Origin of the sequence: Dermacoccus sp. BD5 (assembly GCF_044878485.1) — a bacterium.
GTDB lineage: Bacteria > Actinomycetota > Actinomycetes > Actinomycetales > Dermatophilaceae > Dermacoccus > Dermacoccus nishinomiyaensis.
Genome location: NZ_JANJER010000021.1, coordinates 22,984 through 33,959, shown reverse-complemented (window position 1 = coordinate 33,959; position 10,976 = coordinate 22,984). Strand labels below are relative to the sequence as shown.

The window sequence follows — 10,976 nt, the reverse complement described above, 5'->3', positions numbered from 1 at the left end:
TAGGGTGGAGCACGTCGAGGTCTTTCGGGATGGCGAGCGTGAAGAACTTCCATCATCCGGGAGACCTCGACCCCTACCCGGCCACTGACGCGCTCAACCGACTACACCCTCGTTCGTGAAGAGCCGACAACACGCCGATGGCGCAGATGAGCTGGGCTCCGTTCGTCACCTTCTGGCAGGTCAGCGCCGACATGCTCGTCTCCAACGAGGTGCCCGGCGGTTACGGTCACCGCTACTTCGGCGCCGAGATGGTGCCGGCCTGGGCGAAGGTGCTCGACGTCGACCCCGGCTCGCGCGAGGATGCCATCATCGACGCCGTCGGGCGCCGCTGAGGCGCGCTCGCCGTCAGCGATCATCGCCCGGAAACGCGTCATCCTCGACGCGTTTGCGGGCAATGATCTGGCGGGCCGTCAGTTCTGACGCGTCGGATCGAGCTTGCCCGTCATCGTCACCCCACCGGTGCTGACGGTGAAGCTCGCGACCGCGTTCGTGCACGTCATGCCGCTGACGTTGCTCGTGCACGTCGTTCCTGCGGAGGTGAAGCTGCTGCCGTAGCCGAGCACGGCCGTGCCGTCCTTCGTCGTCACCGGTGCGTTCGGCACGCTCGACGTCCAGCGCGCAGCCTCGCCGTCGGTGTCGAAACCGGGGTCACCGGTGAGGAAACCGACGCCCTTCGGCGTCAGCATGACGTAGTTCGCGCCGCCGTGCTTCGCCGACACCTCGGGGGTGAGGTGGCAGCCGACGACGCCCTTCGTCATGTCGCACCAGTTGCGGCCCGTGGGCGTCGTGAACTGCGACCATCCTGTCGCGGCGTAGGCATATGCCGTCGCGGTGCCGCTCGTCGACGGCGCGCTGCTCGCCGAGGCGGTCGGGCCCGCCGAGTCCTGACTGCCGGACGGCGCCGCGCCCGAGCCGGTTGCGCTCGCCTGCGGCGCTGCGGGGTCGCTCGCCGACGCACCGTCGCTCGTGCTCGGCGACGTGGACGAGGCGCTCGCGGCCGCGCTGGAGGGAGTGCTCGAAAACGTAGACGACGTCGACGCGGAAGAGCTGCGCTCGGAGGGCGTCTGGCTCGGTGCGGCCTGCTGCGTCGTCGACGACGCGGACGACTGCGCCACCGTGGCGTTCTGCGACGCGCCGTCCTGGCCATTTCCGCACGCGGCGAGCGCGAGCGTCAGCAGGCCCGCGGCGGTGAGAGCTGGGACGGTGCGCATGAGTTCCCCTTGTCGTCGAACGGTGCCGACACGTCACGCCGTGCCGCACCTCCACTGTGGCAGAGATAGCGGCCGTGGCGAAGGCGCCATGCCGACCGAGACGACCCGGCCGAAACTCGTGCCCGGCAGCCCGATTCGCTCACGTCACAGGTGGCCGCTGAGCGCCGCCATGCGGGATTCGAGCTTGCCGACAAGGGCGTCGAGCTCCTTGGAGTTCTCGGCGCTGACGGGCAGGACGTCGATCGAGATCGTTGCTCCACCGGCGAGGGAGCGCAGTTCGTCGAGCTTCGCGGCGAACGGCGAACCGCTGCCGGGTGAGTAGTAGTCGACGGCCGCGTCGATGTCGTTCGGGTAGAGGTCGGCCTTCGTCACGGCAATGACGACCCACATCGGCTTGGCTCGGCGCACCGCCATCGCGGCGATGCGGTGCGCGGTGATCGTCCAGTCCTCCAGCTCCGCGGCGAGCTGCTCGTCGCGCGTGCGTGACGGCGCCGCGCCGCTCGTGCCGCCGGCGCGTCGCGGCGTCGCGTGGCCGTAGGAGACGACGTGGACGATGCCGTCGACCGGCTCCTCGTAGAACACCTCGTCGAGGGCTGCGAGGCGCGTCGCGGCGTTGTCGCCGGGCACGACGCGGAAGCGGAAACCCTTGAGCCGCGGCGACTTCGACGTCCGACGCTCCATCGTCGCCGAGCCTGCCTCGGTGACGGCGTCGGGGCTCGTGCGGCGCGCGAGACGGTCGACGAGGCGCGTCTTGCCGACGCCCGTCATGCCCGTGACGGCGACCGTCGGGTAGCGGCGATGCACGAGGGAGGAGATCTTCTCGGGTGCCGCGGTGAGGGCGGTGAGGGCCGTTCCGGCCAGGCTGGCGCCGGCAGCGGCAAGGCCGGCGTTGTGGCGGGCACCGGTGTTCTTCGAGGTCACGGTTCACCTTTCGGCAGAGGCTCGTTCGACGCCGGGGCGCCGAGCACTTTGCCCTCTAGTCAACCCGAAACGGCGTCGAAACGCCTCTCCGGGGGTTTCTCCGACGCCTTCGCGGTGCTGCGCGCTCGCCGCGTCCGACCATCCGCGTGGGTGGTGAACCAGCGGCCTGCGCGTCCTAGAGTGAAGACATGACTCGCGAAGACATCCACGAAGCAGCCAAGAACGACGACGCGGACGGCCAGAAGCCCGGCGGCGCCGGGGAGGTCTCCGAAGGCGGCAGCGGTTTCGGCACCGACAGTGAGACGAACGTCAACGGCGCCGACGCCGTGCCCGACAAGACGACCGGCGGCACCAGCCCCCGTACGCCCAACCAGTGAGCTGAGTGCCTCCGACCAGGTGCCGGCCGGCCCCTGACCCCGAGGTCACGGCCCGCTCTGTCCCTGGAAGTCTCGACGGCGATCCGGCGACGGCGTGACGCGTCTGACGGTGCGCCGGATCTGTTGTGCGCCTGCGTCGCGCCGACGAAATCACGCCCGAGGGTGTAGCGGTTGTCGGTGCCTCGGTCTAGCCTCACGAGCATGACTGACATGAACACGAATCAGCCCGACGACACCCTCGGGGCGCCCGCTCCGGGCGCCCCGAACGGTCAGGCTCAGCAGGGCCAGGACATGCTCGGCGCGACGGAGCCGACGCAGGGTGGCCCGAACGATGCCTCCCTGCAGCGGGACCCCGACGAGTGGGCCACCGGCGACGAGCCGATGACCGAGGCGCAGAAGTCGTACCTCGACACACTCGCCAAGGAGGCGGGCGAGACACTGCCCGCCACGCTGACGAAGGCCGAGGCGAGCAAGCACATCGATCGCCTCCAGGGTTCGAACAACCGCGTCAACCAGCAGGGCGCGCAGGGCAACTGAGGCAACTGCCAGACGCCACCGGTCGGCCCGGCGCGACATGTTTCACGTGGAACATGTGGCGCCAGGTCGGGCGGAGGTGCGCTGCGACGAGAGGGCGGCGCACTGCGCGGTGACCACGGGTCATGCCCCCACCGGGGCTCGAGCACGCACCGAATGACGTGTCGATGATTCCCGGCGCTAATCGTCACACCCCACAATGGCTTCCATGACTTCCCTCGTCTGGTTCCGTGACGACCTGCGTACGTTCGACCATCCGGCGCTGCGTGCGGCGGTCGATCACGCCGTCACCTCACAGGGCTCCCAAGGCTCGCAGGAGTCGGATGACGGCGCGTCGTCCGAGCCCGCGGGCGTCGTCGCGCTCTTCGTCCTCGACGAGGAATCGGACGGCCTCCGCCCGCTCGGCGGCGCGGTGAAGTGGTGGCTGCATCACTCGCTCGTCGCCTTGCGCGAGAAGCTCGAGGCGCTCGGCATCCCGCTCGTCCTGCGACGCGACGCCGCGCACGACGTCGTCCTCGATGTGGTCGAGACGTTCGACGTCGACTTCGTCGGCTGGAATCGCCGATACGGCGGGCCGGAGCGCGCCGTCGACGCCGGGATCAAGGAAGCGCTCGCCGAGCGCGACGTCGAGGTGCACTCGTATGCGGCGAACCTGCTGTTCGAGCCGTGGACCATCTCAACGGGTGGTGGCACCCCGTACCGCGTGTTCACGCCGTTCTGGAAGGCGTGCCTGAGCGAGTCCGAGCCACGTGAGCCGCTCGGCGCGCCGTCAGCGCTCACCCCGCCGTCCGCACTCGTCGAGCAGGCCGGCCAGGCGAGTGACGACCTCGACACCTGGGCATTGCTGCCGACGAAACCCGACTGGTCGACCGGCATCGCCAGGGCCTGGACGCCGGGCGAGGACGCCGCGCACGAGCTGCTCGCCGACTTCCTCGACGACGCCGTCGTCCACTACGCCACCCAACGCGACGAACCGTCGAAGCCGGCGACGTCCCGCCTCTCGCCGCATCTGCGCTTCGGGGAGATCAGCCCGCAGGCGATCTGGCATGCGGCGCGGCGCAGTGGCAAAGACGTCGAGACGTTCTTGTCGGAGGTCGGTTGGCGCGAGTTCGCGTGGCACACGCTCTACGAGAACCCTGACCTTCACGAGGTGAACCTCAATCGGAAGTTCGACGCGTTCCCTTGGCCGCCGCTCGACGAGGACGCGCTGCTCGCATGGGAGAAGGGCGAGACGGGCGTCCCGCTCGTCGACGCGGGCATGCGCGAGCTGTGGGAGACGGGCACGATGCACAACCGCGTGCGTATGGTCGTCGCGTCGTTCCTGACGAAGAACCTGCTCATCGACTGGCGCATCGGTGAGGAGTGGTTCTGGGACACGCTCGTCGACGCCGACGCCGCGAGCAACCCGTTCAACTGGCAGTGGGTCGCCGGGTGCGGCGCCGACGCCGCACCGTACTTCCGCGTCTTCAACCCGGAGACGCAGCGCAAGAAGTTCGACCCCGACGAGCGCTACGTCCGCCGCTGGGGCGCTGACGACGGCCGCGAACCCATCGTCGACCTCGCCCAGACGCGCAAGGCCGCACTCGCCGCGTACGAGCAGACGAAGTGATCGGCGTGGCAGGCTGAGCCCATGCTGAGCGACGACCAGATCGAGCCGATGACGTTCGAGCAGCGTCGCGATCTCATGCGACGTCTGGAGAAGACGCCGACGTTGTCGCCGCGCTTCGTCAGACGCCTCGATACGGTGCGTCGGGTGCGCCTCGCCCTCATGGCCGTCTGCACGATCGGGTTGGTGCCGTGGATCATCTACCTCGCGTTCGCGCTGCCGCCCGTGTACGAGGCGCACAACTGGCGGTTCGCGTGGGTGGGGTTCGACGTCATCCTGCTCGCCTTCATGGCGGCGACCGCGTGGTGCGCGTGGCGTCGGCGCCAGCTCGTCATCCTCTGCTCGTTCACGACGGGCATGCTGCTCGTCTGTGACGCGTGGTTCGACGTGACGACCGTGGCGCCGGAGGATCGCATCTGGTCGATCCTCTCGGCGGCCTTCATCGAGCTCCCGCTCGCCTTCATCCTTGTCTACGGGTCGCTGCGACTGCTGCGGGCCATCGGCGAGGCTCGCCTGCTCATCCAGCCCGGGCAGCGCCTGCGAAACATCACGATCCGGCTGCCTCGCGACGACGCGTGAGCGCCGGCGGGTTCGTCGCGTTTCAGGCCTCGGCGATGCGTGAGGAGGCGTCGTCGTCGCTCATCGCGTCGGCGGCCTCCTGAGCGCGCGACCTTGCCGCTCAGTGGCGGAACTCAGCTCCGTTCCTCATCAGGCGCAGTCGCAAGAGTCGCGTCCAACATCGCCAACACCTCACTCGTGACCGACGCCGGCACGTGCTTCCACGGGACGAGGCGCTCGCCGAAGGCTTCCGGTTCGTCGAGTTCTCTCGGATCCAGGAGGCCGCGCACCGGCACCACGTTGAGGATGCGAATCGGTGGATGCTCGTGGGGCGCCGACGTCGGGATGCCGCCGTGGGTGATCAGGATCGTCAGATCAGCGCTCTCCGCTCGAAGCCCGTACTGGAAGGCGAGGCCGGCATCGACGGACGGCCCACGCTCGAAACCGTGCCGAGCGAGCAAGCCGACGAGCGAGGTCGCGGCGATCTCACGGGTCGGCACTCCCGGCAGCTGCACGTTCTCCGCCCCCTCCTCGGTGAGCGTGAAGATCGGTCGCTCACACTGCTGGAAGGGGGCCGCACCACCTGCCGTCAGCATCGTCAGGATCCAGGCGTCGCGTTGCTGTGGGGTCAGTTCGACGGCATGGACGACGCCCACCTCGGCGTCCTGCGGCACCTCGACACGACCGCCGTCGACATCCATCGTCTCGCCGCCGACGAAGCGGAACGTCGCCGTCACGATGCCGAACTCGTAACGCGCCCAGACGATCTGCGCCGCGACGGGCCCGAGCACGGGATGGCCGACGATGTGGTCGACGACGTCCCGCATGAGCCAGCGGTAACCCGACATCATCGCCGACTCGTACCGCTTCGCCTGCGTCGCGACGGCCTTCGTCAGTTCCTTCTTGAAGAGCGAGAAATCGGCCTTGACCGCCCGTACCTGCTCTGCGTCCTCACCGGCGCGCGCGGGCGGGAGAGCGGTGCGTGGCGCGCCGACGGGGGCATCGTCGGCGTCGATCTCGGTGACGGTGACCTTCGCCGAGGCATCGAGTGACGCCGCGAAGCGACGCTCGCCGTACGAGAACACCCGCGGGCCGGCGTCCAGCCCGAACGTGGGTGTGACCCGGTCGGCGAGCTGGCAACGGTCGAGGCCGCGAGCGGCCGCAGCCTCGTCCATGCGCGTCTTCGCGTGCGCGCGCAGAGCCGGCTTGCCGCGGCCTGTCGTCACGGCGAGAAGATGCGACAGGGCAGCGTCGGATCCGTTCGCGCCGAGCGCGTCGATGCCCTGTTTCGCGCGAGCGGCCTTCGTCGTTCCCCATCGTTCGACGAGGGGAGCGAGCACCGCGACGTGGCGCAGATCGCCGAGCCGCGCGCCTTCGGTGAGCATCCAGCTCGACTTCGCCGGTCCGCCCGACGACAGCCACGCGCCGAGGAGGGCCGTGGCGAACGCATCGGCGCTCGCCGTGTCGAGAACCTCGAGCGCGCCGGCGAGGGAGGCGCGCTCCGGCGCGTCGAGTCCCTGGGCCAGTGCGGCGAGAAGGCGAGCGGTCTCGTCTGTGCCGAGTGCGCCTTCCCCCACTCGAAGCCGCGGGAGCCGGGTGACGAGTTGCCGCAACGTCGGTGTGGCGCTCGCACCCACGGCATCGAGGGTTTCCGACAGCTGCGGGCACGCGACATCGGGCAGGGCGCGGTCGTCGGCGATGGCGTCGATGACGCGTGCCACCTGCGGTGCGGCATGCCGGCGCGCTCCGGTGAGAGCGGTGGGTGACAGTTCACGAAGAAACGGCGCCAACGCCTCGGCGCCCGCACGGTCGAGGTCGGCTCTCGCGGCGGATCCGAGGTGGCGCGTCAGCCAAGCACGCGCTGCCGGAGCGCCGTTGCGCGTCAGAGCATCGATGAAGAACGCTGCCGCCCCGGGGCCCGTCAGCATTGCGCCGGCGAGTTCGACGAGACCTTCGGCGAAGGGCGCTGAGCCGGCCTCGAGGGAGTCGAGGATGCACGTCAACCCCTCACGGCCCGTGGCGTGGATCCAGGCCGAGAGCGTGGTGGTTTTGGTGTCCTGCGCGAACTCGAGCCCCCATCGCCGGAACGCCGCCACCCGCTGCGGCACGGTCGGATACAGCAGGAGATGGCCGAGGTGGTCATGGACGCTCGGATTGCCGTGAGCGTGATCACGTGGGTTCCACGCGTCCAGTGCGGCGATCACCTCGGTGTCTCCTGGCCGCAGGATCGCGGCGTGGACGAAATCATCGCTCGGCGACGAGTCGTACGCGACCATCACCGGAGGCAGCGGCTCCGACGCTCGGGCCGCGATCGCCGATGCGAGCTCGTCCGACGCCAGCGGCATGAGGGCACGTGAGGCGAAAGCCCCCAGGGTGCTGGCGTTCTTCTGGTCGAGCACCCATTCGACACCGTTCAGCGCGGCCAACACCGGAGTGAGCACGTCCTCGAGGGCGGCGCTCGCTTCGCGGTTCGGCAACGGGTCGGAGAACAGCCACATCTGCCACGCCTCAGCGACGGCGACCGGGGGCACGTCGACGAACGGCGCTTCGTCGAACACCCAAGCCGCACTCTTGATGTTCCAGCTCTGCAGCCCGACACCGTGCGCGATCGATTCAAAGCGTGCTCGCTCGGCGTCGACGTCGGCGGCCTCGTTCGAGAAGGCTGCCACGGGGATGTTCTCGATGCGGTACCCATCGGTGAACGGCGACGTCCCGATGAGCCCGATGTCGTCACGGTCGGCCGCATCGAAGACCGTGGGGGCGCTCGACGTGTCGGGGGCGGCTGGAGCCGATGCCTCGACGGCCGGCGGCAACGGGCTGACCGGCGTGACGTCATCGCTCGGAACGCTCGCGGTCCGATCGCCGGCCGCCGGGTGGCCGCCAACGCCCGCACCGGCGTCGACCGGCTCGTACCCCTTGGCGATCTTGGCGTCGCGCTGCTTGACGGCGGCGGCCTCCGCCTCGGCGGGAGTCGCGAAGCGAGTCGTCTTCGACACGCCCTTCGTACCGTTGCGGCCGTAACGCACCGTGACGTCGCATCCGGTGGTCTCGACACTCCAGAACTTGTTCGACGAGCCCGCGGTCAGCGTCAGCGTCTGCTTCATGTATCTGTTCTAGTCGATGCGTTGGGTGACTCGCTGCAGCCCGTGCTCTCGGCCCGTCGCAGAAGTCGACTCAGCCCATCTCGTCGGCGAGTTCCTGCGCAGCGCGACCGTTCAGCTCGGCGGCGATGCCGTCGCGTGCCCCGAGGCGGTCGGCGTCACTGCGATGCGCCGAGATCTTGAAGCGAGCTTCCATGCGGTGCACGGGGATTCGGATGCCGACGATCTTCGTCAGCATGTCGTCGAGATAGTCACAGGGTGCCTGTCCCATGCGCCACGGCTCGTCGCGCTCGCCTTCCATCACCCCGGTGAGGCGAGCGACGACGCCGCGCACCCATCGGGCGTCGTCATGCACCTGCAGCTCGCCCCAGGCATGGGCGACGAGGTAGTTCCACGTGGGGACGACGCGATGGTGCTCGGCCTTGCTCGGGTACCAGGTCGGCGAGACGTAGTGCTCGACCGGCCCGAACGTCGCGAGGCTCAGCCCCTCGTGACGGCCCGCTTCCCACAGCGGGTTCGCGCGCGCGACGTGCCCGATGAGGGCCTTGCCCGACGGCGCGTCGTCATCGTCGACGAGCAGCAGCGGGACCATGTCGGCTTGCGGCGTCACGCCGTCGTGCGTGATGAGCGTCGCGAGCGGGTGTTTCGCCATGAACGCGGCGATCGTCTCGACGTCCGTGACGGCATCGTGCGGCGGATTGTAGGCCATGACACCCAGTCTCGCGCACCACGCCTGGCGGAGCCCGCCGCGTCCTCGACGAGCCGGGCCTTCGAGACGGTCGACGGGCGCGCAGGCGAAGCGCGGCGGTTTCTGACGCGCAGCCGGCCCCGCCCACGCGAAGCGGGCCGCCTCTCCACGTGGGAGGGGCGGCCCGCTCGGCGTCCGATGAGGCGGCTCAGCTCTTGGCGAGCACCTCGTCGGCCTCTTCGTACGGCGCGTCCTCGCGCACGCCCGCAGCCTTCAGCTGGTCGGCCTCGGCGTGCAGATCCTTGACGACGCCGTGCGCCTCGTGGTCGTGCTCCACCGAGGGGGCCGAGCCCCACAGCGGTCGGCCGTTCGACTCGGGCAGGAAGTGCACCGAGACGAGGCCGATGACGCCCGCGATGATGAGGATGTACGCGGGCCACATGAGGTTGCCGGTCGCGTCGACGAGAGCGCCCGTGTAGAGAGCCGTCGTGCCGCAGAACGCGGAGATGAAGATGTTGAACGCGATCGACAGCGCACCGGCGCGCACGGCCGTCGGGAACAGCGACGGCAGCGTCGACGGCATGGTGGCGCTGAAGCAGATGAGCGACAGACCCATGATGATGAGACCCGCGATGACGGAGCCCTCGGTGTTGCGCGTGATGAGCATGAGCGACGGGAACGCCAGCACGATCAGCATGACGGAGCCGATGCGCACGATCGTCTTGCGCCCGATGCGGTCGGAGGCCAGACCGATGAGCGGGATGATCGCGAGGCAGACCGCCATGACGATGATCTGCGAGACGTTGTTCATGTTGTCGCTGATGCCCTGGCCGCCCTTGTGGTCGGTGACCGTCGACAGGAAGCTCGGCATGTACGCCGTCAGCATGTAGTTCGTGACGTTCCACGCGATGACGAGGCCGCCGCAGACGAGCATGGCGGGCCACATCTTGAACGTGTCCTTGAGCGAGACCTTGTTGTCCTTCTCGCGCTGCTCCGACTCGGCCTCGAGGGCCTCGAACGCCGGGGTGTCGCCGAGCTTCGAACGCAGGTAGACGCCGATGAAGCCGAGCGGCAGGGCGAGGAAGAACGGCAGGCGCCAACCCCACGAGTGCAGCTGGTCGGTCGTGCACAGCGCCATGACGAGCGCCGACATGCCGGCACCGAGCAGGTAACCGGTGAACGTGCCGACCTCGAGGAGGCTGCCGAGGAAGCCGCGCTTCTTGTCGGGCGCGTACTCGGCGATGAACGTCATCGCGTTGCCGTATTCACCACCGGTCGAGAAGCCCTGCAGGACGCGGCACAGGAACAGCAGGACGCAGGCCCAGACGCCGGCGTGCGCGTAGTCCGGGATGAGGCCGATGGCGACGGTCGCGCCGGCCATCATGATCATCGTCATCGCGAGGACCTTGTTGCGACCGATGCGGTCGGACAGCGGGCCGAGGATGATGCCGCCGAGCGGGCGGAAGAGGAAGGCGACGGCCATGAGCGCGTACGTCATGAGCGTCGCGGCGGAGCCCTCGAGCGGCATGATGACGTCACCGATCGTGAGCGCCATGTAGCTGTAGACACCGAAGTCGTACCACTCGGTGATGTTGCCGATCGCGGCGGCGCCGATGGCGCGCTTGATGACGTCGGGGTGCGTCACCGTCACCTCGTCGACAGACCATCGTCGACGAACACTGTCCGGTCCGAACATGTGGTTTGCCCCTTTCACACGTGGGTCGGTTGTCTGACGTTTCTTCGCGATGCTATGGGAGTTCTCGACCCGGCAACAAACAGCAATCTGGCTGCAAATCAAGCAGATTGACAAAAGATCGACTGTCGATTCGTCGCCGTCGCGGGTTGCGAAGGAGGGGTTTGGACGTCAGGTGACCACGTCGTGAGACGACGTAACGGCTTGTGCGCGTAGGGCGTTGAGGGGATGGCGAGGCTGGGAGCCGCTTCGGCGCAACCCCTCAAGAAGCTGAGGGTCCGAGTGGC

The 10,976-nt window shown here is 68.8% G+C and carries 10 protein-coding genes; 5 read left to right on the top strand and 5 right to left on the bottom strand.

The features are described 5' to 3' along the window. Nucleotides 1-137 precede the first annotated feature (137 nt). The gene (locus NQ706_RS12595) at nucleotides 138-332 is read left to right on the top strand and encodes an alpha/beta-hydrolase family protein (protein WP_038566040.1); all 195 of its coding nucleotides are present in this window, start codon (nucleotides 138-140) and stop codon (nucleotides 330-332) included. A 78-nt stretch (nucleotides 333-410) separates the two neighbouring features. Here NQ706_RS12595 and NQ706_RS12590 read toward each other — a convergent pair whose 3' ends face one another. Together NQ706_RS12590 and NQ706_RS12585 are read right to left on the bottom strand one after the other, a co-directional pair. Beyond that, complete coding sequence (locus tag NQ706_RS12590) at nucleotides 411-1,211, bottom strand: hypothetical protein (protein WP_038566036.1); 801 nt, start codon at nucleotides 1,209-1,211, stop codon at nucleotides 411-413. Nucleotides 1,212-1,355: 144 nt separating this feature from the next. Further along, nucleotides 1,356-2,132 (bottom strand): GTPase domain-containing protein, encoded by a 777-nt coding sequence (locus NQ706_RS12585; protein WP_038566032.1) that lies wholly within the window; start codon nucleotides 2,130-2,132, stop codon nucleotides 1,356-1,358. A 188-nt stretch (nucleotides 2,133-2,320) separates the two neighbouring features. Here NQ706_RS12585 and NQ706_RS12580 point away from each other — a divergent pair, with 188 nt between their 5' ends. From NQ706_RS12580 to NQ706_RS12565, 4 genes are all read left to right on the top strand, one after another. Beyond that, entirely contained in the window at nucleotides 2,321-2,509 is a 189-nt protein-coding gene (locus NQ706_RS12580; RefSeq protein WP_038566027.1) for a hypothetical protein, read from the top strand. Nucleotides 2,510-2,710: 201 nt separating this feature from the next. Continuing rightward, complete coding sequence (locus NQ706_RS12575; protein WP_369815069.1) at nucleotides 2,711-3,046, top strand: DUF3072 domain-containing protein; 336 nt, start codon at nucleotides 2,711-2,713, stop codon at nucleotides 3,044-3,046. 205 nt (nucleotides 3,047-3,251) lie between these two features. Next, on the top strand, nucleotides 3,252-4,652 hold the full coding sequence (locus tag NQ706_RS12570; protein WP_038566022.1) for a deoxyribodipyrimidine photo-lyase: 1,401 nt from the start codon (nucleotides 3,252-3,254) through the stop codon (nucleotides 4,650-4,652). A gap of 21 nt (nucleotides 4,653-4,673) precedes the next feature. Beyond that, nucleotides 4,674-5,228 (top strand): hypothetical protein, encoded by a 555-nt coding sequence (locus NQ706_RS12565; protein WP_038566018.1) that lies wholly within the window; start codon nucleotides 4,674-4,676, stop codon nucleotides 5,226-5,228. Between the two features lie 113 nt (nucleotides 5,229-5,341). Here the strand turns inward: NQ706_RS12565 and NQ706_RS12560 are convergent, their stop codons facing one another. The 3 genes from NQ706_RS12560 to NQ706_RS12550 all read right to left on the bottom strand — a co-directional run bounded on the left by NQ706_RS12560 (nucleotide 5,342) and on the right by NQ706_RS12550 (nucleotide 10,692). Then, nucleotides 5,342-8,311 (bottom strand): DUF4132 domain-containing protein, encoded by a 2,970-nt coding sequence (locus tag NQ706_RS12560; protein ID WP_038569896.1) that lies wholly within the window; start codon nucleotides 8,309-8,311, stop codon nucleotides 5,342-5,344. Between the two features lie 70 nt (nucleotides 8,312-8,381). Next, nucleotides 8,382-9,017, bottom strand: a complete 636-nt coding sequence (locus NQ706_RS12555; protein ID WP_006945077.1) for an FMN-binding negative transcriptional regulator — start codon at nucleotides 9,015-9,017, stop codon at nucleotides 8,382-8,384. A gap of 187 nt (nucleotides 9,018-9,204) precedes the next feature. Beyond that, on the bottom strand, nucleotides 9,205-10,692 hold the full coding sequence (locus NQ706_RS12550; protein ID WP_051806329.1) for an MFS transporter: 1,488 nt from the start codon (nucleotides 10,690-10,692) through the stop codon (nucleotides 9,205-9,207). Between the last annotated feature and the right edge of the window lie 284 nt (nucleotides 10,693-10,976).

What these genes read in the sequence shown, in the direction of transcription:
- NQ706_RS12595 (WP_038566040.1), top strand. Translation starts at nt 138, where the DNA reads ATGGCGCAGATGAGCTGGGCTCCGTTCGTCACCTTCTGGCAGGTCAGC.
- NQ706_RS12590 (WP_038566036.1), bottom strand. Translation starts at nt 1,211, where the DNA reads ATGCGCACCGTCCCAGCTCTCACCGCCGCGGGCCTGCTGACGCTCGCG.
- NQ706_RS12580 (WP_038566027.1), top strand. Translation starts at nt 2,321, where the DNA reads ATGACTCGCGAAGACATCCACGAAGCAGCCAAGAACGACGACGCGGAC.
- NQ706_RS12575 (WP_369815069.1), top strand. Translation starts at nt 2,711, where the DNA reads ATGACTGACATGAACACGAATCAGCCCGACGACACCCTCGGGGCGCCC.
- NQ706_RS12570 (WP_038566022.1), top strand. Translation starts at nt 3,252, where the DNA reads ATGACTTCCCTCGTCTGGTTCCGTGACGACCTGCGTACGTTCGACCAT.
- NQ706_RS12565 (WP_038566018.1), top strand. Translation starts at nt 4,674, where the DNA reads ATGCTGAGCGACGACCAGATCGAGCCGATGACGTTCGAGCAGCGTCGC.
- NQ706_RS12560 (WP_038569896.1), bottom strand. Translation starts at nt 8,311, where the DNA reads ATGAAGCAGACGCTGACGCTGACCGCGGGCTCGTCGAACAAGTTCTGG.
- NQ706_RS12555 (WP_006945077.1), bottom strand. Translation starts at nt 9,017, where the DNA reads ATGGCCTACAATCCGCCGCACGATGCCGTCACGGACGTCGAGACGATC.
- NQ706_RS12550 (WP_051806329.1), bottom strand. Translation starts at nt 10,692, where the DNA reads ATGTTCGGACCGGACAGTGTTCGTCGACGATGGTCTGTCGACGAGGTG.